The sequence below is a fragment of the Adhaeribacter rhizoryzae genome, from assembly GCF_008629685.1.
In the GTDB taxonomy this organism is placed as follows: Bacteria; Bacteroidota; Bacteroidia; order Cytophagales; family Hymenobacteraceae; genus Adhaeribacter; species Adhaeribacter rhizoryzae.
Genome location: NZ_VWSF01000009.1, coordinates 12,262 through 39,237, shown reverse-complemented (window position 1 = coordinate 39,237; position 26,976 = coordinate 12,262). Strand labels below are relative to the sequence as shown.

17 protein-coding genes and 1 pseudogene are annotated in these 26,976 nt (G+C 43.2%); 14 read left to right on the top strand and 4 right to left on the bottom strand.

Annotation, left to right across the window (positions count from 1 at the left end):
• The first annotated feature begins 63 nt into the window (after nt 1–63).
• From F0145_RS12955 to purU, 4 genes are all read left to right on the top strand, one after another.
• Entirely contained in the window at nt 64–954 is an 891-nt protein-coding gene (locus F0145_RS12955; protein ID WP_150088843.1) for a TolB family protein, read from the top strand.
• 96 nt (nt 955–1,050) lie between these two features.
• On the top strand, nt 1,051–4,026 hold the full coding sequence (locus F0145_RS12950) for a M16 family metallopeptidase (protein ID WP_150088842.1): 2,976 nt from the start codon (nt 1,051–1,053) through the stop codon (nt 4,024–4,026).
• A 127-nt stretch (nt 4,027–4,153) separates the two neighbouring features.
• Nucleotides 4,154–7,129: a M16 family metallopeptidase gene (locus F0145_RS12945; RefSeq protein ID WP_150088841.1), complete on the top strand. Its 2,976-nt coding sequence runs from the start codon at nt 4,154–4,156 to the stop codon at nt 7,127–7,129.
• Between the two features lie 181 nt (nt 7,130–7,310).
• A complete protein-coding gene (gene purU / locus F0145_RS12940; protein ID WP_150088840.1) occupies nt 7,311–8,150 on the top strand; it encodes a formyltetrahydrofolate deformylase in 840 nt (279 codons plus the stop codon).
• A 164-nt stretch (nt 8,151–8,314) separates the two neighbouring features.
• Here the strand turns inward: purU and F0145_RS12935 are convergent, their stop codons facing one another.
• Together F0145_RS12935 and F0145_RS27005 are read right to left on the bottom strand one after the other, a co-directional pair.
• Entirely contained in the window at nt 8,315–9,868 is a 1,554-nt protein-coding gene (locus F0145_RS12935) for a T9SS type A sorting domain-containing protein (RefSeq protein ID WP_190277542.1), read from the bottom strand.
• 57 nt (nt 9,869–9,925) lie between these two features.
• Nucleotides 9,926–10,132 (bottom strand): annotated as a pseudogene (locus F0145_RS27005) (hypothetical protein); the annotation flags it as partial.
• Between F0145_RS27005 and F0145_RS27000 the strand changes: the two are divergent.
• Nucleotides 10,131–10,415, top strand: a complete 285-nt coding sequence (locus F0145_RS27000; RefSeq protein ID WP_223816030.1) for a hypothetical protein — start codon at nt 10,131–10,133, stop codon at nt 10,413–10,415. The pseudogene F0145_RS27005 and the gene F0145_RS27000 sit on opposite strands and share 2 nt — an antisense overlap.
• An 818-nt stretch (nt 10,416–11,233) precedes the next feature.
• Here the strand turns inward: F0145_RS27000 and F0145_RS12930 are convergent.
• Both F0145_RS12930 and F0145_RS12925 read right to left on the bottom strand, forming a co-directional pair.
• The gene (locus F0145_RS12930) at nt 11,234–13,654 is read right to left on the bottom strand and encodes a T9SS type A sorting domain-containing protein (protein WP_150088838.1); all 2,421 of its coding nucleotides are present in this window, start codon (nt 13,652–13,654) and stop codon (nt 11,234–11,236) included.
• Between the two features lie 892 nt (nt 13,655–14,546).
• Entirely contained in the window at nt 14,547–15,884 is a 1,338-nt protein-coding gene (locus F0145_RS12925; protein WP_150088837.1) for a sigma-54-dependent transcriptional regulator, read from the bottom strand.
• 730 nt (nt 15,885–16,614) lie between these two features.
• Here F0145_RS12925 and F0145_RS12920 point away from each other — a divergent pair.
• The 9 genes from F0145_RS12920 (at nt 16,615) to F0145_RS12880 (ending at nt 26,874) form a co-directional block, all read left to right on the top strand.
• Entirely contained in the window at nt 16,615–16,854 is a 240-nt protein-coding gene (locus tag F0145_RS12920) for a hypothetical protein (RefSeq protein WP_150088836.1), read from the top strand.
• Between the two features lie 198 nt (nt 16,855–17,052).
• The gene (locus F0145_RS12915; protein WP_150088835.1) at nt 17,053–18,300 is read left to right on the top strand and encodes an efflux RND transporter periplasmic adaptor subunit; all 1,248 of its coding nucleotides are present in this window, start codon (nt 17,053–17,055) and stop codon (nt 18,298–18,300) included.
• A 15-nt stretch (nt 18,301–18,315) separates the two neighbouring features.
• On the top strand, nt 18,316–19,776 hold the full coding sequence (locus tag F0145_RS12910) for a TolC family protein (protein WP_150088834.1): 1,461 nt from the start codon (nt 18,316–18,318) through the stop codon (nt 19,774–19,776).
• A gap of 88 nt (nt 19,777–19,864) precedes the next feature.
• Nucleotides 19,865–20,530 carry an ABC transporter ATP-binding protein gene (locus F0145_RS12905; protein WP_150088966.1) on the top strand — a complete coding sequence of 222 codons (666 nt, stop codon included), beginning with the start codon at nt 19,865–19,867 and terminating at the stop codon, nt 20,528–20,530.
• A 247-nt stretch (nt 20,531–20,777) separates the two neighbouring features.
• Nucleotides 20,778–21,149: a DUF3471 domain-containing protein gene (locus F0145_RS12900; RefSeq protein ID WP_150088833.1), complete on the top strand. Its 372-nt coding sequence runs from the start codon at nt 20,778–20,780 to the stop codon at nt 21,147–21,149.
• 91 nt (nt 21,150–21,240) lie between these two features.
• On the top strand, nt 21,241–22,485 hold the full coding sequence (locus tag F0145_RS12895; protein ID WP_150088832.1) for an ABC transporter permease: 1,245 nt from the start codon (nt 21,241–21,243) through the stop codon (nt 22,483–22,485).
• Nucleotides 22,482–23,672: an ABC transporter permease gene (locus tag F0145_RS12890; protein WP_150088831.1), complete on the top strand. Its 1,191-nt coding sequence runs from the start codon at nt 22,482–22,484 to the stop codon at nt 23,670–23,672. The genes F0145_RS12895 and F0145_RS12890 overlap by 4 nt, the downstream gene beginning before the upstream one ends.
• A gap of 501 nt (nt 23,673–24,173) precedes the next feature.
• Nucleotides 24,174–25,562 carry a sigma-54-dependent transcriptional regulator gene (locus tag F0145_RS12885; RefSeq protein WP_150088830.1) on the top strand — a complete coding sequence of 463 codons (1,389 nt, stop codon included), beginning with the start codon at nt 24,174–24,176 and terminating at the stop codon, nt 25,560–25,562.
• Complete coding sequence (locus F0145_RS12880; protein WP_150088829.1) at nt 25,546–26,874, top strand: sensor histidine kinase; 1,329 nt, start codon at nt 25,546–25,548, stop codon at nt 26,872–26,874. Before F0145_RS12885 ends, F0145_RS12880 begins: the two co-directional genes overlap by 17 nt.
• Nucleotides 26,875–26,976: the final 102 nt, after the last annotated feature.

Sequence of the window (26,976 nt, the reverse complement as noted above, 5' to 3'; positions counted from 1 at the left end):
AAAAGCTAACGGGTTTTAAGCCGTATCTTCGTTAGCATATTTAACCAGAACTTTATACCCGTAATGATATATAAAACTATTTCGCGCCAGCGCATCCTGTTAATTTTACTTTGCCTGATTAATGGGTGGACGGCAACGGCCCAAACCATGCCCGAAACTGAAATTTATTTGTGCCGGGTAAAAGCCAAAAAAGGCAAGTGGCAGCTAAGCCAACCTAAAAATATTACCCAACGCCCGGGCTACGACAACCAGCCAACTTTTACGCCAAACGGTAAAAATATTCTGTTTACGTCTATCCGCGAGCGGCCATCTACCGATATTTATGCTTTTGGGATTAAAAAGAGCAAATTAACCCAACTAACCAATACACCCGAAGGGGAATATTCCCCAACTATAACGCCCGATAAAAAAGGTGTTTCGGTGGTGCGAGGCGAGGAACAACAAATCTGGCGATTGCCGCTGGTGGCCGGCCAGGAGCCGGTGCAAATATTTAGTAACGACCGCAAAGTTGGTTATTTTACCTGGTTAGCACCCCAAAGTCTGGCCGTTTTTATGTTGGGCGATCCGCACACCTTGCATTTAGTTACTACCGCCGGCGACTTATCGGAGCCATTGGCCGCCAATATTGGCCGCGGATTGCACAAAGTACCGGGCCAGGAAATTCTTAGTTTTGTTAGTAAAGACAACGGAGACGATTGGGAAATTAAGCAACTGGATTTGCGCACCCGGCAAATTACAACCCTGGTTAAAACCTTGCCTGGCAGCGAAGACTTTATCTGGACAAAGGATGGGCGAATATTAATGGCGCAAGGCCCCAAACTTTACCAGTACAATCCGCAGCAACCGCAGGATTGGGAAGAAATTGCGGATTTCACAGCTACCGGTATTAAAAATATTACCCGGCTGGCCTTAGATGCCAAAGGCAAACAACTGGCATTTGTAGGAGTTAATTAGGTTACTAAATGGCATTATTTTAGTTCACTCCGGAACTGAAACAGCGAAATAGTAATTAATTTTGTGTATTCTATTTATCCAGAAAAAGCGTTTTTCATGTTTAAAAAAGTTAAGTTAATAGTTTTGGGTTTGGCTTTGGTTGCGGTATACGAGCCGGTTATTGCCCAAAAAGCAAATGCCCCCGCTAAATTAGTAGAGAAAGTTACCCGCAAGGGCAGCGAACTGGTAATTCCCTACGAAAAATACGTATTACCCAACGGCTTAACCGTAGTAGTACACGAAGATCATTCTGATCCTATTGTACACGTGGATGTTACCTACCACGTAGGTTCGGCGCGCGAAGAAGTAGGTAAATCGGGGTTCGCGCACTTTTTCGAGCACATGATGTTCCAGGGCTCCGACCACGTGGGTGATGACGAGCATTTTAAAATTGTATCGGAAGCCGGCGGTACCCTGAATGGTTCAACCAACCGCGACCGAACCAATTATTTCGAAACATTACCTACTAACCAACTCGAAACGGCTTTGTGGCTCGAAGCTGATCGGATGGGCTTTTTATTAGATGCCGTAACCCAAAAGAAATTTGAAAACCAGCGCTCTACCGTTAAAAACGAACGCGGCCAGAACTACGACAACCGGCCTTACGGTTTGGTAAGCGAAAAAGTAGCCCAGGCATTGTTCCCGTACGGCCATCCGTATTCCTGGACCACCATTGGCTACCTCGAAGATCTGAACCGCGGTACGCTGGCCGATTTAAAGAATTTCTTTCTGCGCTGGTACGGCCCAAATAATGCTACCTTAACGGTGGGCGGCGATGTTACCCCGCAGCAAGTAGTAAAATTAGCCGAGAAATATTTCGGTTCTATTCCGCGCGGACCGGAAGTAAAAAACATGAAATTGCCGGCCCCAACTTTAAACCAGGACCGTTATATTTCTTACGAAGATAATATTCGTTTCCCGTTGCTGCAGCTAACCTACGCATCGGTGCCGGCTTACCACCCCGACGAAGTAGCCTTGGATTGTTTGGCCGAAATAATAGGTCAAGGGAAAACCTCGATCCTCTACAAAAACCTGATTAAAACCCAGAAGGCTACCAGTGCGAGCGCTAGCCATTATACTTCCGAATTAGCCGGTCAGTTTTCGTTATCAATAATGCCGTTTCCGGGCCAGTCTTTAGCCGATATGGAAAAAGCCGCGCGCGAAGCTTTTACGGAGTTCGAGAAAACCGGGGTTTCCGACGATGCGCTTACCCGTTATAAATCATCGGCGGAGGCCAATGCCATTTATGGTTTATCCAGCGTAGCCGGCAAAGTAGCTCAGTTAGCCGCTTACCAAACTTATTTGGGAACACCCAACCAACTGCCCCGCGAATTGAAAAAGATTCAGAGCTTAACCAAAGCCGATGTAATGCGCGTGTACAATCAATATATTAAAGGCAAGCACGCGGTTGTTTTAAGCGTGGTACCCAAAGGCAAAGCTAATGAAGTAGCCAAAGCTGATAACTTTAAAGTAGACCAAACCGGTTACAAAGCGCCTAAAAACGAATACGATGGCCTGAAATACGCGAAAGCCAAAGATAATTTCGATCGCAGCAAACGCCCGGCCGCCGGACCGAACCCGGTTGTAAAAGTGCCGCCTTTCTGGACCGATAAAATAGCGAATAACATTAAAGTTATTGGTGCCAAAAACGATGAAATTCCAACCGTAACTTTATTATTCTCTTTAAAAGGTGGTCACCGCTTAGAGGCCAAAGACCCGGCTAAAGCCGGTATTGCTTCGCTAACCGCCGCCATGCTGAACGAAGCTTCCGAAAAATATACCGCCGAAGAAATCAGCAGCCAGTTAGATAAGTTAGGCAGTTCTATTAGCTTCGGGAGTGATGCCGACGAAATGACCGTTTCGGTACAATCGCTGGTAAAAAACCTGGATGCCACGCTGGCCTTACTCGAAGAACGCATGCTACACCCGCGCTTCGACCAAACGGATTTCGACCGCCTGAAAAAACAACGCCTGGAAGCCATTGCCAACCAAAGCACCCAGCCTACGGTAGTAGCCAATAATGTTTATAACAAACTGCTCTACGGCGAAGGCAATATTATGGCCGTTCCGGTTATTGGTACTACCCCCAGCGTGCAAAATATTACCCTGGCCGATGTAAAGAAATTTTACCAGGATAATTTTTCGCCATCGGTAGCCAATTTGGTAATAGTAGGCGATACTGAGCAAAACAAAATATTGCCTAAGCTTACTTTCCTGAATAAATGGACACCCAAACCGGTAGAAATACCAACGCAGGCCACTAACGCCGGCATCGATAAAACCAAAATATTTTTGATTGATAAAGAAAAAGCAGCGCAGTCGGAAATCCGGATTGGTTACATGGCTTTGCCTTACGATGCTACCGGCGAATATTACAAAGCCCGGATTATGAATTACTTGTTAGGGGGCGCTTTTAGCAGCCGCATTAACCTGAACCTGCGCGAAGACAAAGGCTTTACCTACGGTGCCCGTTCTGGTTTTTCCGGTACCGAATACGCCGGACCTTTCACGGCTTCGGCCGGGGTACGTTCCAATGCCTCGGACAGTTCGGTGGTAGAGTTTATGAAAGAAATAAAGCGGATGCGCGAAGAAGGGGTTACGGATGCCGAACTGGCTTTTGTAAAAAGCGCCATGGGCCAAAGCGAAGCCCGCAGCTACGAAACCGCCTTTCAGAAAGCCGCTTTCCTGAACAATATTTTGCGGTATAACCTGGATAAAGATTATGTAACGAAGCAGAACCAGATTTTGCAGAATATTACCAAAGCCGAAATTAATGCGCTGGCTAAAAAATATTTGCCTTACGAAAAAATGAATATTTTGCTCGTGGGCGATAAAGCGGCCATTAAACCCAGTTTAGAGAAGTTAGGCTACGAAATAGTAGAACTGGATACCGAAGGCAATATTTTGAAACAAACCTCTGCTATACCCGAAACTACCAAGCAGGTAAACTTGCCTATGGAAGATACCAAACGCAAAAAGAAGAAAGCTAAAAACACCGATAAAACTGGCCCAGCCGTAATCCGGACGTTTTAATTTCTTCTAAAAATCGACCTAAAAAAGCTCCTGGTAACGCAGGAGCTTTTTTTATGCCCTGGCAAATGCTATAAAAAATCGAAGAAATTTTAGTATACTTACACAAGAACTACCCTTCTAAAAAAACATGATTAAATCTTTTAAAATAGCCCTGTTGGGTTGTGCGTTGCTAATTTGGCAATTACCCGTACAGGCACAAAAAGCTTCACCAACCAGGTTAGTGGAGAAAGTTACCCGCAAAGGCAGCGAACTGGTAATTCCCTACGAAAAATATGTATTGCCCAACGGCTTAACCGTAGTAGTTCACGAAGACCATTCGGACCCGATTGTACACGTTGATGTTACGTATCACGTGGGTTCGGCGCGCGAAGAAGTAGGTAAATCGGGGTTTGCGCACTTTTTCGAACACATGATGTTCCAGGGTTCCGATAACGTCGCCGACGAAGAGCACCCCAAAATTATTTTCGAGGCTGGGGGCACGATGAATGGTACTACCAGCCGCGACCGTACCAATTATTTTGAGACCTTACCCAGCAATCAACTCGAAACCGCCTTGTGGCTTGAATCTGACCGGATGGGTTTTTTACTGGACGCGGTTACCCAAAAAAAATTCGAAATTCAAAGAGAGACTGTTAAGAACGAGCGTGGTCAGTCCGTGGATAATAGACCTTACGGACAAGCAAATGAAACAGTATACCGTACGCTTTATCCTTATGGACATCCTTATTCTTGGGATATAATTGGTTATATCGAAGATTTAAACCGAAGTGATGTAAACGATTTAAAGAACTTCTTTTTACGCTGGTACGGGCCAAATAATGCTACCTTAACGGTGGGTGGCGATGTTACGCCGCAGCAAGTAGTAAAATTAGCCGAGAAATATTTCGGTTCTATTCCGCGTGGACCAGAAGTTAAAAACATGAAATTACCGGCGCCGGTATTAACCCAGGATCGGTATATTTCTTACGAAGACAACGTGCGTTTCCCGCTGTTGCAAATGACTTTCCCGACGGTACCAAACTTCCATCCGGATGAAGTGCCGTTGGATTTATTAGCCGAAATATTAGGGCAGGGTAAAAATTCTATCCTGTACAAAAATTTAGTTAAAACGCAGAAGGCCGTGCAAGCCGGTGCAAGTCATCCGTGTACCGAGTTAGCCGGGGAATTCTCCGTACAAATATTGCCGTACCCCGGGCAAACGCTGGCCGATATGGAAAAACTGGCCCGCGAAGCATTTCTGGAGTTTGAAAAGACTGGTGTTACCGATGATGCCCTGGCACGCTTTAAATCTTCTTACGAAACCGGCCAAATTAATAGTTTATCCAGCGTATCGGGTAAAACTTCTATTCTGGCCAATTACCAAACCTTTACCGGCAACCCTAATTATTTACCAGTCAATTTGAAGCGATACAAAGCCGTAACCAAAGCCGATGTAATGCGCGTGTACAATAAATATATTAAAGGCAAGCCCGCTGTAATATTAAGCGTGGTGCCCAAAGGTAAAGCCAATGAAGTAGCCAAAGCCGATAATTTTAAAGTAAACACTACCGGTTACAAAGCGCCCAAAGACCTATACGCCGGCCTGAAATACGTAAAGGCTAAAGACAACTTCGACCGTAGCAAACGTCCGGCGGCCGGCGCTAATCCGGTGGTTAAAGTACCTCCTTTCTGGACCGATAAAATGGCTAACGGCATTAAAGTTATTGGTACTAAAAACGATGAGGTGCCAACGGTTACCATGCTGTTCTCGATAAAAGGCGGGCATAAACTAGAAGCCAAAGACCCATCTAAAGCTGGAATTGCGGCCTTAACTGCGGCTATGTTAAACGAAGCTTCGCAAAAATATACCGCCGAAGAAATCAGCAGTAAACTGGAAATATTGGGTTCATCTATCGGTTTTGGCAGCAGCACCGATCAAATGACCGTTTCGGTGCAAGCCCTGACAAAAAACCTGGATGCTACGCTGGCCTTACTTGAAGAACGCATGCTGCATCCGCGTTTTGATCAAGCCGATTTCGACCGCCTGAAAAAACAACGCCTGGAAGCCATTGCCAACCAAAGCACCCAGCCCACGGTAGTAGCCAATAATGTTTATAACAAACTGCTCTACGGCGAGAATAATATTATGGCAGTACCTACCATTGGTATGGCTGCCAGCGTAGCTTCAATTACGCTGGATGATGTAAAGAAATTTTACGCCGATAATTTTTCGCCGAGCGTAACGAACCTGGTAATTGTAGGCGACACCGAGAAAGACAAAATATTGCCTAAGCTTACTTTCTTAAATAAATGGGCGCCTAAACCCGTAGAAATTCCGGCTGATGCTAAAATTGCGAACCTGGATAAAACCAAAATATTCCTGGTAGATAAAGAAAAAGCGGCGCAGTCCGAAATCCGGATTGGTTACATGGCATTGCCTTACGATGCTACCGGCGAATATTACAAGTCGCAGATAATGAACTACGTACTGGGAGGCGCGTTTAACAGCCGCATTAACCTGAACTTGCGCGAAGCTAAAGGCTATACTTACGGGGCGGGTTCTTACTTTTCCGGCACCGAATCTGCCGGCCCGTATACTGCTTATGCCGGCGTAAGGTCTAATGTATCGGATAGCTCGGTGGTAGAGTTTATGAAGGAAATTAAGCGCATGCGCGAAGAAGGCATTACCGACGAAGAACTGGCTTTTGTAAAGAATGCCATGGGCCAAAGTGATGCCCGGAAATACGAAACGGCTTTCCAGAAAGCCGCCTTCCTGAACAATATTATTCGCTATAATTTAGATGCCGATTATGTAACGAAGCAAAACCAGATTTTGCAGAACATCACAAAAGAAGAAATTAATGCCTTAGCCAAAAAATATTTACCCGTAGAAAAAATGAATATTATGCTGGTAGGCGATAAAGCTTCAATTAAACCCGGCCTGGAAAAATTAGGCTACGATGTGGTGGAACTCGATCCGGATGGCAACCTGTTAACGAAAGCAGCTGACACGCCCGAAGTGATGATTGTAGCACCCGAGCCTGCTGAACCAAAATCAAAAAAAGCCAAGAAGAAAGCCGTAAACAAAGAAAAAGTTGGTCCGGCAGTTATCCGTACCTTCTAATTTTTTCTGAAATTTTTGCCAAAGCCCCTGGAGTTCCGGGGGCTTTTTGTTTTATACCAACCAGGTTTAAGAGAAACAATAAATATATTTTGGCCTTAGCCCACGAAAAATGCCCTATTTTTAGCCAACTTTGTTTTATTACGTAGAGGCAATAGCTTCATCATAACCAGTTTAAAATCTGATGTCTAATAATCATACTTTACTTATTCATTGCACCGACCGCAAAGGATTAATTTATACGGTTACGCAAGTCTTATTTCAAAACGATTTAAATATTATCAGCAACGGCGAATTTGTAGATAAAGAGAATAACCATTTTTTTATGCGAGCCGAAGTAGCCGGCGACATAAACCGGGAAAAAGTGCTGCAGGAACTGCACGATGCCTTACCGGAGAAAATTGTTTTTGAGTTGTTGCCGCAGCAGAAAAAGAATATTGTTATACTCGTTACCAAAGAACATCATTGCCTCGGCGATTTATTGCTTCGCGAAAACTTTAACGATTTAAATGCCAATATTCTGGCCGTAATTGGCAACTACGACACATTGCAGCCGCTTACCGAAAAATTTGATATTCCGTTCCATTATATTTCGCACGAAAATAAAACCCGCGAAGAACACGATGCCCAAATTCTGGAAACTATAAAACAATATAACCCGGATTACCTGGTGCTGGCCAAATACATGCGCGTACTCAGTCCGGCTTTTGTGCAGCAGTTTCCTGATCGCATTATAAATATTCACCATTCTTTTTTGCCGGCTTTTATTGGGGCCAATCCTTACCGGCAAGCTTACGAGCGCGGCGTAAAAATTATTGGCGCCACGGCCCACTTTGTAAACAGTAGTTTAGACGAAGGCCCCATTATTGCCCAAAACGTAATTCAGGTAAACCACACGCACAACGCCCAGGATATGGCTCAAGCGGGCCGCGATGTAGAAAAGATAGTATTGGCCCAAGCCTTAAAGCTGGTTTTCGCCGATAAGGTTTTTGTAAGCAACAACAAGACTATTATCTTTAATTAAGATTGAAGTTTGCCAATTAAAAATATTAGCCTAACTGCCGAATCTTTCTGCAAAACCTATTACGGTTAAATATTGGGAACCTGCGCGGAAACAAAATATTAAAACAAAAAAAATCACCTTAGCACAAGCCAAGGTGATTTTTGGGTGAAAACAGATGAGAAATATTATTTCTTAATTAACCGCAATGTTTGGGTTTCAGCGGGGCCAGTCAGGCGCAGGAAGTAAATGCCGGCTTGCTCATTGGATAAATCGAAAGAAATTTCTTTGTCCAGTACCGGTAATTTTTTCACCAAGCGGCCGGTAGCATCTAATATTAGGGCCTCAGTTACGTTAGTTGCGCCTTGCACGGTAAACGGACCAGTACCAGGGTTAGGATAAACCACCAAGTTTGTTAATGGAGCGGTGCCGTTTACACTGATTATTTTAGTGTAAGTGAACGTGCCGTCAAAATCGGTTTGTTTTAAGCGGTAATAAATAACCTGGCTAGGGGTGTTCCGGTGCAGGTAGCTATAATTTTGTATTTGATTAGTGTTGCCTACGCCATTTATTTTGGCTACTTCACTGAATTTTTTGCCATCAAGGCTCATTTCTACAGTGAAAAAGTCGTTGTTTTTTTCCATGGCAGTTTGCCATTTCAGTTCTACTTCGCCTTTGGCACGGGCCGCCTTAAAGCTTACCAGTTCTACCGGTAAGGTGGTTAACCGTTGGTGGTCGTAGTTAAACACCCCAAATATCCGGAAGGAAGTCAGGTTATCTAAACTCACTTGTAATAAGTTGCTGTTATCTGGGTCTACGGTAGCGCTACCGGTGGTAGGCGCCGCCCAGTTTTCGGTAAATTGGGCCATAACGGCTTTCTCCGGTGTAAATTCAGGGGCCCAGTCTTTCACATTATTGGTAGCCGAAAACTGTAGGGTTACCCGGGCTTGCGAACCACCTGGTACGGCTTCTTCAATTATCCAGGTACGGCTTACACCATCTATTACGGCCGGGTCAATGCCATTATTATCGGCATCGTACAGTACAAATAGGCCACCTTTTACCCGTATTTTAAATATATCGGTAGTGCCGGTAGTTTTTTGCTTTATTTTAACAGGATTGTAGGAGTGGTTACCTACGGGGAAAAATACTTCGGCTTCATTGTTGGCTACAGTCAATTGCAGGGTGCCTAGACCGTTGGTAACCACATAACCCGCTTTACCCGAAATAATATTGCCTGTTGCACCAATCAACAGATTTGAACTGCCCAGTACCAGTTTATTCGAGTTATTTAAATTCAGCGTGCCATTAACAGTTAGGTCGGTTTCTAAACTTACTTTATTGTCTGTTTTTAAAACGGTTAAGTTGTTAAATACAGGCGCCGCATTATTAGTGGTGCTAATTACCTGGGCGTCGCTGCCAGTTAAAGCAACGTTATAAATATTTACCGGGCTATTTCCGGCGGTTAAAATATTGCCGGCAATGGCAAAGGTGCCACCATTTATTCTACCACCGTTAATGGTAGTGTTGCCATTTACCGTTAAGGTAGCAGTGCCAAGCTCTAAAGTCTCGGTATTCAGGGTTAAGTTCTTAATGCTGGTGTTAGCCGATAGTACCGGCGGAAATGGAGCCGTATTAATCGTAACGTTATCGGCAGCACCCGGTACTAAGCTGGGAGTCCAGTTAGCCGCATCAAACCAATCTACACTTTTACTGCCGTTCCAGGAATAATTGCCGTGCACCCGTATGGTTTTTGAGGCTTTTACGGAGCAGTTTCCATCAGTAAGGGTAAAGGTTATAGTCTTCTCGCCAGGAGAACTAAAATTTATAGTAGGGTTTGCAATTGAAGGCGCAATGGTTCCATCAGAAATTATCCATTGGTATTTGATGGAAGTGTTAGCTGAAGCTGAACCAGTGAAAGTTAAGTTGATATTATTACCCGCAAATACTTCCTCAGGAACGCTAAAATTAGCAGAAGGAATGATGATGGTAGTACTGGTAACCATGCTTGAAGTTTCTGGGTTTGCCGAACTAACCCCAAAAGCTACCCGAAATTCTTGTTTATCGGTAAAATTTGTCACCCTTAACTGGCTTGTTGTAATAGCTGGTTTAGTTGTATTAGAATGTGTTGTAGTAGCTGTATTGATATTAACCCAAGAATCATTGGTTTTTGATTGCCACTGGGCTACCATTTTTTGGGTATTATGTTCTGCGGATGCTGTTAAGATAATTTCTGAGGTGCCAGTACAAACAACTGTTTGGGTAGGTAAGCTTGTTTTTATAGTTTGAGCTAATGATTTAACTGGGGCTGCTAATAAAAGAACGAAGCAGGTAAACATGGTAACGATGGCAAAGCGGGAGGTGCCTGTAGTAAAGCCAGCGTTAAAAGTTTTTTGAGGTAAAGTTGCAATCATATTAGGGTTATAAATGGTATGGGTTCGGCGTTTAGGTTAATTCTTTAAAAGAATTTAGCTGGTTGGTTAGTGAGGGGCGTAGGTATTAGATAAGTAAAGCCAGTCTTTCAGGACTAACAGGTAAAATAATTTAGATGTATGTTATTTAAGTTGCTGGCTCTTTTTAATACTGCAGTTAAGGTAAATAATACTTTCATTTTACAAAGATTAACTTTTCTGATATATAAAACTATTCTAAAAGAATGCCAAAAAAGGTATATAACCGTAAATATACAAATTTGGCCGTTTTTACCATTTTATTGCACTAAAAACCAATAGCTATTTTCCGGATTATAGAAGAATAATCCAGATTTAAGAAAAAGCAAGGTATTTTGCTATTTAAATTATGTTTAGTTAAAAAGTCGATAATAATATTGAACAGGATGATTTATTTATTGACTTTTTCCAGTAGGATGTTTAGTAGGAAAGATTGAATAACAAATGGTAGACTGGTTAATTGATACCAGGAGAGAGTTTGTTCTGATAATTTTTGCTGCTATTTAACAGAAAAGAAAGGGTGGTATAAAAGTGAGAAGAATTTACAAGGTGCTTAGATACAGATAGCAAGTACTGTTAAAACAATGTAAAAAACTAAAGTAGTTTTGATAAAAAGAAGTACGCCCTCACTGACGTACTTCTTTTTTTAGTAACAGCTTACTTCTTAATCAATCGCAAGGTTTGGGTTTCGGTTGGGCCTGTCAGGCGCAAAAAGTAAATACCTGGTTTTTGCTCGGTTAGGTTTATGTTCAAGCCAATTTCATTGTTCAGGCTGGTAGGCAGCAAGTTTAAGACCGTACGGCCGGCCGCATCCATTACAGTAGCAGCCGTAATATTAGTAACGCCTTGTAAAGTAAACTGCCCGGTGCTCGGATTAGGATATACGGCTAACGTTGCCAGCTGCGACGAGCCTTTTACCACAATTACTTTTGAGTAGGTGAAAGTACCGTCAAAATCGGTTTGTTTCAGACGGTAATAAATAATCTGAGCCGGCGCGTTCCGGTGCTGGTAGCTGTAATATTGCTGCTGATTGGTATTGCCGGCACCTTTTACTTTAGCCAGTTCGTTAAAAGTTTTGCCATCGGTGCTTTGCTCTAATGTAAAGTAGTCGTTGTTCTTTTCCATGGCAGTTTGCCACTTCAGTGCTACTTCGCCTTTTTCCCGCACGCCTTTAAAGCTTATTAATTCTACTGGTAGGGGAGCGTTCTGGCCGCCTACGCCCACACTAAATACGCCTAAGGCCGTTACTGTACCAGCAACCTGGAGGCTGTTGCCACCAACATACGCCGAATTAATTATTTCTGCCCAATCGGCATTGTTAAAATCAAAGTAAAGTAATTTGCTTTCAACGGGTATAAATAGGTTGCCGTTAGCGGCTGATGGCCATTGTAAGGCTAAGTTAATATTTGAGCCGCCAATTGTTGCTTCTTCCATAATCCACGAACGTTTTACTACCCCTTGCGTTTCCTGGTCGCCGTTTGGCTGGTAAGTGCTGGGGTTATAATTTTCGTAGTAGCCATCCAGTACCCGTACACTAAGTAAATCAGAAGTACCATTTTGCACAACATTAGCCGGAGAATAAGTAACTTGGTTATTAGCTGCATCGTTTTCTGCAGAACCTACCGGGAATAAAGCCGTGCTGCCATTTGGCACAAAACGTTGCAAAGAGCCTAGACCAGTGGTAATGATATAGCCTTGGGTGCGAGTAAGTATGCCGGGTTTATTGGTACCATCTCCTACTAGTAAATCAAATTCGTTCAGGTAAATATTAGCAGCACTCAGGTTTAAGCTTTCCCTAGCCGATGAACTGCCATATAAATATTTTTTTGCACCAGAAACATTTAAAATAGAATAATCTGCTTCGGAAATATATTGCGGATTAGTACCCCGGTAATTTACCGTAGCGTTTTCTTCTACCACATCAATATCTATCAGCGGTGTTTTATCCAGATTAAGGTCAAAGTTATTTTCATCATCAATGTTAAAGATAGAATTACTTCTTAAATCGATGGTACCTGTAAAAGAGGCATCTTGCGGAATGGTTAAGCTAAAGCCTGTGCTGCCATTACCCAGAATAACTTTAGAGCCCTGGCCCTTAACTACCCAATTCTGGCCACTCTTAAGGGCTGGATTGCCTGTATCGGGTGAGCCGTTACCAGGACCATTTTTAGGAACATCAATTACAAATGTTTGAAAATTATCGGTAAAGTTTACTGGAGACTTGTTAGATTTATTTTTCCAGTTACTTAAAATCAGTAAATCATTTCTGTTTGCCTGATTGCCGTTAGAAACGCCCACAAAGCGGTAAACTCTGTCATCTGAATTGGTGTTGGGGTTAGCCGTAATAGAAACATCGTCGATGCCAATAGCATTATAGCCATTTTTCTTGGTGCTCATGGCATCTTCAAACCGGATAAGAATTTCCTGGCCAACGGCTAAACTTAAGTTTACATCCAGCGATACCATTTTAGTGTCGCCTTCCTTATAACCAGGTTTACCTTTAGAGGGGGTGTTAATTTTGCTGGTAACAACAGCCCAATTGCTGCTGCCGTGCAACTCTTTATTCTGAATAATGGCGTTGATGGCCGACGTATTGCCGGTTAGGTAAGATACGCCAAACCGCTCGTTCGAGCCCGGATTGTTCCACCATTGCTCCAGCGTAAAAGCCACATTTATTTTATTTACCACGGTATTGGTATTATTTACCAGCCGCAGTACATACACGTGCTTGCCGGTTGCAACCGTAGATATGCTACCCAAGCTACGATCATTAGCGGCCCCATCTCCTAAGCTATAAACCCCAGGATTGGAGTTACTGCCATTATTAGGGGTTATTACACCCGGAACATTGTTTTCTTGCTGTATATACCAACCTTTTAAGGTCTGGTTGTTTTGCCACGAACTGTTAACCGATTTAGGTAAAACATCAAAATTTTGTTTGTAAGGAGTATTTGTCAGAGATTCTTGGGCTGATGCTAAAAAAGGCTGCAACAACGCGAGCATGCTCACTATCAACATTTGATTAATGCGAGAAGAATTATTCTTCCAATATGCAGGGAGTTGGTAAAACTTTTTCATTTAAGTAATAATTATTGTAAGCTTATATTTTTTGAATCCAATAAAATGCCAAAATCGTTAAAAGTTGCTTATTGGCTTAAAAAACTAACTTTTAGGATATTTTCAGCGCCAAAAACTTCCCAAATATAGATAGATATTCCAATTTTAAGAAATTTTTATATATAGTTTAATTAATATAAAATATTCTACTATATTCTTGCTCAAAGCTAGACAATGGCTTTATTATTTTTAACTATACCAATATATATTAAACGGTAAAATATATTGAAATTTATATATAATATGTTTAAGTGCAGTTGTTCTTGAAATAGCCTATGGGTTATTTGTATTCAAATAACAAAGGGCTAAAAATATTTTATTAACGCACATAAAGGCTATGTAAGTCAAGTTATTATAAAAAGGTTTATATTTTGGTATTAGATATAAAGTAAGCAGTTATTGGAGGCTGGGAACTTTAACTAAACCATTGCTTAGTGGAAAAAAGAAGTAATAAATTGTGGCAGAAACCAAGTTATCTACTTGCATCGCCATAAAGCCCGGAATATTGGTGAGCTTTTATTAAATGAAAAGCATCAGAAAATATTCTGTTAAGCCGCAGCTATTATTTCAATTTAAATATCGCTGTTAGTTGATTTCTGGTTTAATGGTAAGCGTTGCTAATGCTTTTGCGTAGCCAGAAGGTGAAGCGCAATAATGTTGTAAATGGTAAAGGCTATTGCGTTGATTTTAAAGTGGTTAGTATATAAAAAATAATACCGCATTAGCTACTTGGAAAAAGTATAACCATTATTTTTAACCGATAATTTCTAACGGTTAAACCGGAATCCGGATGCACAAAAAAAATCCCTTTCCAGATTTTGGAAAGGGATGGTAAAAGCATTTAGCTGAAGGTCTAATAATTAATCTGTAGTTCCTGGTCTTGCACCATCTTGTAAATGGTAGATTTGCCAATATCCAGTTTTTTAGCAGTAGCTAAAATATTGCCTTTGTTTTTGTTCAGAAAATGCTGAATAATGCGTTTGGTGTAATCTTTTAGGGTTAGTTCTTGTACCAGTAAATTTTCAATCGATTCGGAAGCATTCAGGGTAATGTCGTTTTTCTGAATGGTATCGCTCTCCGACATTACAACGGCCAGTTCTATAACCGCTCTTAGTTCGCGAATATTGCCCGGGAAAGGGTACGATAATATTAATTGCTGGGCCTCGTTCGAAAGCGTTTTTCGTTGATACTGGTTGTCGGCGCAGAAAGCACTAATAAAATGTTTGGCCAGTAATATTACATCTTTACCGCGTTCGCGCAACGGCGCCAAAGCAATGGGCAACCCCAATAAGCGGTAATACAAGTCTTCGCGGAAATTGCCTTTTTTAACTTCGTCCATTAAGTTTTTGTGGGTGGCAACCACAATGCGCACATCTACCGGAATAGTGCCTGAACCACCCAAGCGGGTAATTTCTTTTTCCTGTAACACCCGCAGCAACTTGGCTTGTAAGTCAATATCCAGTTCGGCAATTTCGTCTAAAAAGAGCGTACCCTGGTGGGCTTCTTCAAATTTGCCAATCCGGCGGTTTAAAGCACCCGTAAAAGTACCTTTTTCGTGGCCAAAGAGCTCACTTTCGAGTAATTGCTTGGGAATGGCCGCAACGTTTACCACCACGTAAGGCTTTTGGCGGCGCGCACTAAAATTATGAATAGCCTTGGCCACTAATTCTTTGCCCGTACCGGTTTCGCCGGTTATCGAAACCGTAATATTGGTTTTGGCAGCTTTTTCAATGAGTGTATAAATACGTTTAATGGCATCGCTTTCTCCAATTAACGATTTGCTCAGGTCCTGGGTAAGGTTAGCTTCGGATTTTTGCGTGGGCTTTTTACGAATATTAATAACCGAATTCCAGAGCTTTTCTTTTGTTTCGCTGTTTTTAACAATATAATCCGAAGCCCCCATTTTTAATAAATCAACGGCTAGTTGTAAATCTTCCTGCTCCGAGATAAAAATAACCTGAATGGCCGCGTTATGGTTTTTAATGGTTTGCAGCAACGGAACGGCTTTCTTGTCGGGCAAGGCATAATCAATAACCACTACCGCAGGTTCTTCGGATAGAGATGATAAGCAAGCTTGGGTAGAAAGCATTTTTTTTATCCGGTAATCCGGATTGAGTGATAGCTGATGTTCCAGGATATTACTATACCGGACATCATTGGACACAATAAAAATCTTAAATGCTACATTCATGAGTAAAGTTTTATCATCTGTTATATTTTTAGGTGGTTACCAAATCAGGTAAAAACACAATATTTCGTGCAGCTAAAGTAGGAATAAAAAAATAAAATAAAAAAGAGATTGCTCCAGATTTTAGAAAATTATTCTATAAAAAAGATAATCCTGTTTTAATTAAATATTTTATTAATTTTATATAGGCTGTTTTTTATAAAGCGGCTACTTATTAACCAGGTAGTTGCCTGTTTAATGCGGGTTGCATATTATTTAACTATAGCGCAATATAAGGTAATTAGCCCATGTGGGTAGATACTTATGTGTATAGCTTCTATTTTTAGGCTTATTTAAATTTTAGAATTGGGTAGCTTTGCTTAAGCGTATGCTGCTACTGGTATAAAAACAATATTAAGCTATTTCTAAAAAATATTCCATTTGCCAGACTTGAATATTATTAATGTGTAAATAAGCAGAAGTTGTACTTTAAATATTCTTAAGTTTTAGTTGCGCAACTTAAATAACAACTAAGAAGTATATTTAAAGTAGCTATAATAAGATAAATAATATTTGAAGCTGGCTTTTATTGGGCGGATAAAATATTTATAAGAAAGAAGTTTTTTGTCTGAAAAATGCAAGTTTGCTATAACTACACACTTGATTTTACGTATTTTACACCTGTAGGTAAAAATACTTAGGTATTTATATGTGATTAGTAAATTGTAATAAGAGATAAAAAAGCAGGGAAAGTATGCGGGGCACGGACATGAAAGAGATGGAAGTTGGTTATTTATATTACAGTCTTTATTCTTACAGAAGAAAGATTGAAGCGGATATTAAAAAAGTAATCCGCGCCAAAAACGAATATGCGGCGGGGCAAGCAGCCGATTTGCAAGATTCGAGCGAAAAACTTTATAAGCTAACGCATAAACTACGTAACATAAGCCTGATTATTTCCAAGCTTATATCGCTGAACAAAGTATATAAATAGATTTAATATTTGCACGCAAACGCACGTCTTTGGCAACAAGGAAGTGCGTTTTATTTTGTCTTCTATTTCCGATCACCCTGTCCAGATCTGGACACTTTTATTTTGCGTAAATTAGCATAAGTAATTGTAAATAAACATATTAAATATTGGCATATTCCTTGGCTAAATAAAGCAACACTACTATAAGTTGCTGCTGCCATGGACCGGGAATTATCCGCTGCAAAAAAGAAAGAAAATAAGCTAAAAGTTTACACCAGGGTTGGGCTGGTGGTGCTGGTGGTGGCGCTCAGTTTTTTTGGTTTGCGCCTGGTGCTAAAACCTACAGTAAGCAAAGAATCTATTATTACGGCCGTAGCTACCGTTGGCCCCATCGAAGCTACTATTACGGCCTCCGGCGTTATTGTGCCGGAAACCGAAGAAATAATTTCCAGCCCTATTCCGGCCCGTATTCAGAAAGTGTTGCGCCAGCCCGGTGAAAAAATAAATGCCGGCGAATCCGTGCTGGAGCTTGATAAAGAATCTACCCTTACCTCCTTTAATAAACTGAAAGACGAGCAGCAGTTAAAACAAAACAAAGCCACCAAACTGCGCATCGAACTCCAAAAAGACCTGAACGATTTACAAGCGCAATATAATATTAAGAAAATGCGGGTAAAAAGCCTGGAGTCGGTGGTGGCCGATGAACGGTATTTATTAAAAATTGGTGGTGGTACCCCCGAAAATACCCGCCAAGCCGAACTGAACTTACAAGTTGCGCAACTCGAATTAAAACTATTACAGGACCAGATTCAGAATAAAAAACTGGCTATGCAAGCAGATTTGAAAGAACTGGGTTTTGAAATGGACATGCAGGCCCGCGATATTCAGGAATTGCAGCGTACCATCAGTCAGGCCGAAGTAACCGCCGGCAAACCGGGCGTAGTAACCTGGGTAAATACCGAAATTGGCGCCAGCGTTAACAAAGGCGACATAATTGCCCGGGTGGCCGACCTCAGCAGTTTTAAAGTAAAAGCCAGCATTTCCGATGCCTATGCCGATCAGTTGCGGCCCGGCGGCCCCGTTATTGTGCGGGTAAACGATACGGATATTCGCGGCATGGTTTCGGCCATTGAGCCAACCGTGGCTAATGGTATTGTGACTTTTTTTGTGCAGCTCGACCAGAAAAATCATCCGTTGTTGCGGCCCAGCCTGCGGGTAGAGGTTTATGCCATTACTTCTTTCAAGGATAAGGTGGTGCGGGTTAAAAACGGACCTTTCTTTAATGGAGCCCACAACCAGCCAGTATTTGTGGTGCAAGGCGATAAAGCGGTGCGCCGTACCGTGCAGATTGGCGAAAGCAACTTCGATTTTGTGGAACTGAAAGATGAAATAGCGCCTGGCGAAGAGGTAATCGTGTCGGATATGAAAGAGTACAGCCACCTTTCGGAAATTGGGCTAAAAAATTAAAACAGGAAAAATAAGATGAAAAAAATACACCTTTTCTTCCTGTTCTGGCTGATAAGCCAAGTTGGTCTGGCTCAAAATATTGAAGTTGCTAAGCGGCTTACTTTGGAACAGGTAATTACCCTGGCTTTACGGGAATCAATCTGGGCGAAACAGGCCGCGGCGAATAAAGAAAATAATTATTGGCAATTCCGTACTTACAAAGCCGGTTACAAACCGCAACTGGCCCTGGATGGTACTTTGCCCGATTTCAGCCGCACCATTAGCCCGGTTATTCAGCCCGACGGTACCACGGCTTTCCGGCAGGTGGCTATTAATAATTCGGCTTTAAACCTGAGTCTGAGCCAAGGCATTGGACTTACCGGCGGCGAGCTTTTTGTGCGGTCGCAGGTGCAACGGTTCGATGATTTTGACCGGAACCAGAAGAGTTACAACAGTAACCCGGCCATTATTGGTATTTCGCAGCCCTTATTTGGTTATAATGCGCTAGCCTGGAACAAAAAAATTGAACCGCTGCGCTACGAAGAATCGCTCAAAAAATACGTAGAAGACCGGGAAGTTATTTCGCTAACCGCTACCGAACGTTTTTTTGATTTATTGCTGCAACAGGTAAACGCCGAAATTGCCCAGAAAAACCTGGAAAACAACGAAGCGATTTACAAGATTGCCGAAGAAAAATTCCGGTTAGGTAAAGTATCGCGCAACGATTTGCTGCAACTGCAACTGAGTTTAATGAATGCCAAAGTAGCCCAGGCCCAGGCCAGTTTAGATGCCCGCAACGCCAGCCTGAAACTGCGTACCTACATTGGTTACACCGGCGACGAACTGCTGGAATTGGAAAACCCCGCGAATGTACCGGCTTTAATTATTGATGAAGAATTGGCGCTGGCCGAAGCCCGCAAAAACCGCAAAGAAGCCATTAGTTTTAAGCGCAAAATATTGCAAGCCGAGCAGGAAGTAGCGTATGCTAAAGGCAAAAACGGCCTCAACGCCAATTTATTTGCCACCTACGGCTTAACCAACCAGGCCGATTCCTTTACAGATAGCTACCTGCGGCCCATCGACCAGCAGCGGGTGCGTATCGGGTTCGATATTCCGATTATGGATTGGGGCAAGCAGCGGGCAACAATTAAAACGGCCGAAATAAATCAGCAACTGGCGCAGTATACCGTGGAGCAGGATGTTGCCACTTTCGAGCAGGCCGTAACCACCCAGGTAAACCAGTTTCAGATGCTGCGCGAGCGCTTAAACCTCAGTGCCCAGGCCGACCAGATAGCGCAGGAACGCTACGAAATTACCAAAGCCACTTATTTAATTGGTAAAATCAGCATTACCGATTTAAATATTGCGGCGTTGGAAAAAGACCAGGCCAAGCGGGCTTATGTTTCTTCCTTACGCGATTTCTGGACTGCTTATTATAACCTGCGCACGCTTACTTTATACGATTTCGAAAATAATAAACCCATTAATCTAGATTAGTTAAAATAACGCTATGAATAATTATACCCTAAATCCCCTGGCCACCAACAACGCTTCAGTAGACACTCCCCCGCATCACCAAAAAACGGTGATTAAACTAACCGATATTGAAAAAGTGTATCAGACCAAAACCATTGAGACCGTAGCCCTACACAATATAAATATTGCCATTCGTAAAGGTGAGTTTGTGTCGATTATGGGGCCTTCGGGTTGTGGCAAAAGTACGCTTTTAAATATTATGGGCTTGCTGGATGAACCCAGTAGCGGCACCATAGAAATTGATGGCGCCTCTGTTAAGTCTTACTCCGATAAAGTATTGGCTCGCCTCCGGAACGAGAAAATTGGGTTTGTTTTCCAGAGCTATCACCTCATCAACGATTTATCGGTGGTTGATAATGTAGAACTGCCCTTACTTTACCGGCAACTGTCGGGTAGCGATCGGCGGAAGCGAGCTTTAGCCGCCCTGGAGAAAGTGGGCTTAAGCGCCCGCACCAAACATTTTCCCAACCAACTTTCCGGTGGGCAGCGGCAACGGGTAGCCATTGCGCGGGCTTTGGCTGGTCAGCCCGAAATAATCCTGGCCGATGAGCCTACGGGTAACCTCGACAGCGTGATGGGCAACGAAATAATGGACATACTACTGCGGCTAAACGAAGAAGAGCAAACCACCATCGTAATGGTAACCCACGACGAACTGATGGCCAAAAAAACCGAACGCCTCATCCGCTTATTTGACGGCAGCCAGGTTTCTTAATCGTTGTTCGTTTTTCGTTAATCGTTGTTCGGGTAAAAACTTTCCAAAAGAACCAATGGTCAATTCTCCCGAAATAATTATCAGAAAAGATTAAGGAGATTGCCTGAATAACAGGTTGAACTAACCAATAATTTTAATCGGGGGAAGCTCCCCGCCTAAGTTTAGGAGGGGCTGGGGGTGGTTGTTTTTAAATTATCCAAATATTAATTCTTAACGCTAATAATCTAACACCTAAAATCTTAAAACTATGAAAAGCTTGATTTTAATATTCTTGTTAATCCCATTTATGTCAGTATTGGCTATAGCTCAGGCAAGTGCACCCAAGACAGATAATCAGCCGAAGCAGCAGAAAGAAATGACGGTTGCCGCTGAAGTTCTGAAAAAATACGCGGGCGTGTACCAACTGGACGATAATTTCCAGGTAACCATTTCGGTGGAAAATAATAAGCTGTATGCTTTGGCGCCCGGCGACCAGGAAAAAACCGAATTTACTGCTACCAGCGAGACCAAATTTTACATGAAGGGCTCCGGCGCCGAGATAGAATTTGTAGAAGAAAATGGCCAGCGTTTCCTGCTCGTGAAAATGCAGCAGGTGATGAAACTAACTAAAATCAGTTAAGGCTGGCAAAAACCCGAATTAAATTAGCTTTTAATCCGGATTGTTAAACCAAAAGCTAATCGCTAATAATTAATAGCTAACAACTAGAAAAATGCTACAGAATTACCTCAAAATAGCCTGGAAAGTATTGCTTCGGCGGAAGTTCTTTACTTTCATCAGCTTATTCGGAATCAGCTTTACGCTTATGATTCTGATGGTGGCTACAGCCATGATCGACCACGTAACTGGTCCGGCTACGCCCGAGAAACGCCTCGACCGCATGCTCTTCGTTAATTTTATTAAAATGACCGGCAAGAGCGGCAACATGAATACTTTCCCCAGTTACTATTACATGAACCATTATGTAAAGCGACTGAAAACCCCGGAGAAAATTTCGGTAACCACTACTTTTCGGGGGGTAAACAGTTATGTAAACAATAAAAGACTATCGCTCGATTTAAAGTTTACCGACGCTAATTTCTGGGAAGTGCTGGATTTTAATTTCCTGGAAGGGCAACCGTTTAACCAGCAAGATCAGAAAAATGCGAACCGGGTAGCGGTAATTACCGATCATGCCCGCGACCAATATTTCGGACCGAACGTAAGCGCCGTGGGTAAATATATGGTAGCCGATGGTATCCGGTACCGCGTTACCGGCGTGGTAGAAGACGTGTCGTATTCCCGGTTTAACTCTTACGCCAATATTTGGGTGCCGCTTTCTACCGCTCCTTATAATAAAGACGATACTGGTTTAACCGGTAGTTACATGGCGATTATATTAGCCGATTCCAAGGCCGATATTCCGAAAATAAAAGAAGAATACCAGAGCATTGTAAAACAGGTAAAGCTGCCCAACCCCAAAGAGTTCGATAAATTTTACAGCCACACCGAAAGCATTTTGGAAGGTACCATTGTGCGGCAATTGTTAGGCGACGGCGAAAATTCCGGGATGGGTAAATTTATCGCCATTATTTCGGTGGTAGTATTTTTATTTATGCTGATGCCCACCATTAACCTGGTAAATATTAACGTAAGCCGGATTATGGAGCGCTCTTCCGAGATTGGGGTGCGCAAGGCTTTCGGGGCTTCTTCCAACACGCTCATCGGGCAGTTCTTAGTCGAGAATATTTTCTTAACCCTCATTGGCGGGCTTCTTGGCTTTTTGCTTTCGGCGCTGGTGCTGGAGATTATTGCCGATAGCGGTTTAATTCCTTACGCGCAGTTGGGCCTGAATATTCGCGTGTTTGGTATTGGCCTGGGATTGAGTTTAATATTCGGGTTTATTTCCGGGGTTTACCCGGCCTATAAAATGTCTAAATTACAAGCCGTGCAGGCGCTGAAAGGAGGCCAAGTATGATACGCCATTTGTTTACCTTAATCTGGAACCGGAAGAAAAGTAACTTCCTGATGATTACCGAAATATTCTTTTCTTTTATTGTGCTGTTTGGCGTATTGAGCCTGGCCTTTTTTTACCTCGATAACTACCGGAAGCCCCTTGGCTTCGAGTACGATAGAGTTTGGGTCATGAACATGCGCTGGAACCAGGAAAAACCCGAAGAAGTCCGGAACATTCAATATCGTTTAAAACAGCAACTCAAATCCAACCCCGAAGTAGCCCAGGTGGCTTTGGCGGCATCCAATATTCCGTATACTATGAATACCAGCAACACCGGCTTTAATTACAATAACCGGTTTACCATGGCCGATTGGTTTACGGTGGATAAGGATTTTGCCGAGGTAATGCAAGTAGATGTGGCTGCCGGCCGCTGGTTTACTACCGAAGATAATGCCGCCGGCACCAAAGCCATTATCATTAATCAGGCGCTCAGAAACGAAATATTCCCGGATGAAAATCCGGTGGGCAAGGTAATCCGGGAGAAAGATAATCCGGACCGAAAAATAGTAGGCGTAGTCGAAATTTTCCGGCAAAAAGGCGAATATTCGTCTGATAAACCCGGCTACTTTGAGTACCTGAATACCGATTACGCCAGCAATGGCACCGCCGGCGGAACCCTGGATAACCTCATGATTCGGGTAAAGCCGGGCGTTACGCGAGCTTTCGAAGAAAAGCTCATGAAACAAGCTTCCCAAATTGCCCAGGGCTGGACCATCGAAATAAAAACCATGAACGAAATGCGGACTTCCGACAATAAAATAACCTTAATTCCGCTCGTTATTTTCTCGGTGGTTTGCGGCTTCTTAATTCTGAATGTGGCCTTGGGTTTGTTTGGCGTGCTGTGGTATAATATTAACCGCCGCATCTCCGAAATTGGTTTACGCCGGGCCGTTGGGGCTGCCTCCGGTCAGGTTTACCGGCAATTTATCGGGGAGGTACTGGTACTGGCCACCTTTGGCATTATCATCGGCATTATTATAGCCTTGCAATTCCCGTTATTACAAGTGTTTGGCGTGCAAACCGGCGTTTACGTAGCGGCTATTTTGGGTTCGGTACTGGTTATTTACCTTTTAGCAGCCGGTTGTGCCGCGTATCCCAGTCAGCAAGCGGCTTCTATTACGCCCGCTACTGCTTTACACGAGGAGTAGATTAATTGTTGAATGGTTAAATGGCTGAATTGTTAGTAGTGGTTTTACCACCCCCGGCCCCTCCTAAAATAGGCGGGGAGCCCTGACAACGGTTAAGTACAGTCTGAAGATTATAGAATAGCCATTTCTTAAAATATATGCTAAAGTTAGAAAAAGAATGGCAGCAGCTACGAAGCAATCGACGTCAGTTTGGGTAATGAGGGCCTTCTAAGGTTGTGGTGCGCAGCATTCCGACGATAGGAGGAAAACAAGCTTAGACAGCCCGAATGACCAAACGGGGCCCCGCGGCCGGGAGCAAACTTAGGATTGTAAAGCTAGTTAGCACCTGGACATTGAAAGATGGAATCTTTCAAAAGAAAAGCTTTAAAAGCCAAGAGAATTGTTAATCGTTGTTAAACTTGAAAAGCTACAATATTCTTCAATAAACAGTATTTTTGTTAGTTAAAACTACTGAATTACGGCACCAAATTTCATATATTTATTTAGTTTCTCCCTTACCCCATGATTCTCATAATCGACGATGATATTGCCGTACGGACCTCGCTCAGTTTGCTTTTAAAGCAAGCCGGCTACAAAACGGCCAATGCCGGCAACGCCCGAGAAGCGCTTAAAACTGTGAAGGAGGAGGCGCATTTACTGGAGGCGGTCATCATGGATATGAACTTCTCGCTCGATACGTCGGGGCAGGATGGTTTAGATTTATTACAGCAACTGAAAAAGCTGGTTCCGCAGGTACCGGTCATATTAATAACCGGCTGGGGCACCATTGCCCTCGCCGTAGAAGGCATAAAAGCTGGCGCCTTCGATTTTATTACCAAGCCCTGGAGCAACGAATATTTATTGCAGCAAGTAGAAACCGCCCTAAAACTCGGCGGCCAGGAACAAACATCTGATAGCACCAGCCTAAGCCGCAAACAACTCGATAAGCAGTATAATTTCAGTAAAATTATTGGCGAAGACCCGGCTTTCCTGGCTATTCTGCGCAACATCGGGCAAATAAGCGCTACCGATGCCTCCGTTCTGATTGAAGGGGAAAGCGGTACCGGTAAAGAATTAATTGCCGAGGCTATTCACCTGAACAGTTTGCGGAAAAATCAGCCTTTTGTAAAAGTAAACTTGGGCGGCATTTCGCAGAGCTTGTTCGAGAGCGAAATGTTTGGCCACAAGCGCGGCGCTTTTACCGATGCCAAAGGCGACCGGGTGGGCCGTTTTGAAATGGCGAACAAAGGCAGCATTTTTCTGGACGAGATCGGTGAACTGGATATGAACAGCCAGGTAAAACTGTTGCGGGTATTGCAGGACCGCACCTACGAAGTACTTGGCGATAGCCGGCCGCGCAAACTCGATATTCGGGTAGTGAGCGCTACCAACCGCAGCCTCGAAGACATGGTGGAAGATAACCGCTTCCGCGAAGATTTATTTTACCGGATTAATTTAATTACGGTTAAACTACCGGCTTTGCGCGAACGCCCCGGCGATATTCCGCTGCTGGTTAATTATTTCATTGATAACCTCAAAAAGACTTATAATCGCCACGAACTAACCGTAACTACCAAAGCTTTGAACTGGCTGAAGCAATTGCCGCTGCCGGGCAATATCCGGGAGTTGAAAAATCTGGTAGAGCGGACGGTACTGATTTCAGGAAAAAACGTGCTGGAACCCGAAGATTTCCAGGCTTACCTGCAGCATACGCCCAAAAAAGCTGATAAAAAAAGTATGCCGGCCGTTGGCTCGATGACCTTAGAAGAAATGGAGGCCACCATGATCCGCAAGTCGATGGAGTTTTACGACCACAACGTTAGCAAAGTAGCTAAAGCTTTGGGCGTGAGCCGCGGCGCTTTATACCGGCGCCTCGATAAGTTTAATATTCCTTATGACGCTGCGGATTAAATTTATTTTGTTTGCCGTGGTGGTTCACGCCACGCTGCTGATTCTGACTTACCATTTCCTGCTGACAGATAAATTATTATTTCTGGCAGCCGAAGCCCTGATTGTGGTTTCGCTGGTAATTACGTTCCAAATTTACCGGGCTTTTGTGCGACCCTTAAATTTAATTGCAGCCGGCATTGAATCAATCAAAGAAAAAGATTTTACGGTTAAGTTCCTGAAAACCGGTCAGCCCGAAGTTGACCAGCTTATTGAGGTGTATAACCTGATGATGGAGCAATTGCGGCAGGAGCGGGTAAGTCAGAACGAAAAGCAATATTTGCTGGAGCGTTTAATACAGGCTTCGCCTTCCGGTATTATCATGCTCGATTACGACGGGTATATTCAGCAGGTAAATCCGGCGGCCAAAGCCTGGCTGCAGGTGCCCATGCCCGCCTTGCTGGGTAAAAAGCTGGAAGATTTACCCGGCCAATGGCGTACCGAGTTAAGCACCCTGGAAGAAGGACAATCGCGCATTTTTCACATCAACGGCATTCATACGTACCGTGGCCATAAAGCTTATTTTATTGATAAAGGTTTTCCGCGCTATTTTATCATGCTCGAAGAACTTACCGAGGATATTATCAAAAAAGAAAAGTACGCCTACGAAAAAATAATCCGGATGATGTCGCACGAGGTGAATAATTCCATCGGCGCTATTAATTCTATTTTAAATTCGGTTAAAGGTTACGCCCCCCAGTTGCAGGAAGATTTGCGGGACGATTACGAAGAAGCGCTGGAGGTTTCGATTGAACGGAATAAAAACCTGGCTAGCTTTATGGCCAACTTTGCTACTATGGTGCGCTTGCCATCTCCCCGCCGCCAGCCCTGCGACTTACACCAATTATTGCAGGGCGTTTACCGCCTGATGCAACCCCAACTGGAACAACGGAATATCTCCTGGCAATGGCACCTGGCTCCCGAACCATTATTTATCCAAGCGGATACCCAGCAACTGGAACAGGTTCTCATCAATATTGCCAAAAACTCGATGGAAGCTGTAGATGCCGATGGCTATATTAGCGTAAAAACGCAGTTGCAACCACCTTGCTTAATTATTTCGGATAACGGCGAAGGCATTCCGGAAGCGGTGCGGCAGCAATTATTTACCCCTTTTTTCAGCACCAAAAAAAATGGCCAGGGTATTGGCCTCACCATGATCCGCGATATTCTCCTGAATCATAATTTTCCTTTCTTCCTCGAAACCGATGAAAGTGGTATCACTGCTTTTACCATTCAGTTTAAAACACCCCTAGTACCAGAGCCCGTTGCTTAACAGCGCGTATTTTTTATAGCCATTTTGTTTTTGTTTCGTACAAAACAATCGTGCTTTATTAATGTTGCTGGTAAAGAGATAATACTTTATTTTTAGACCTTT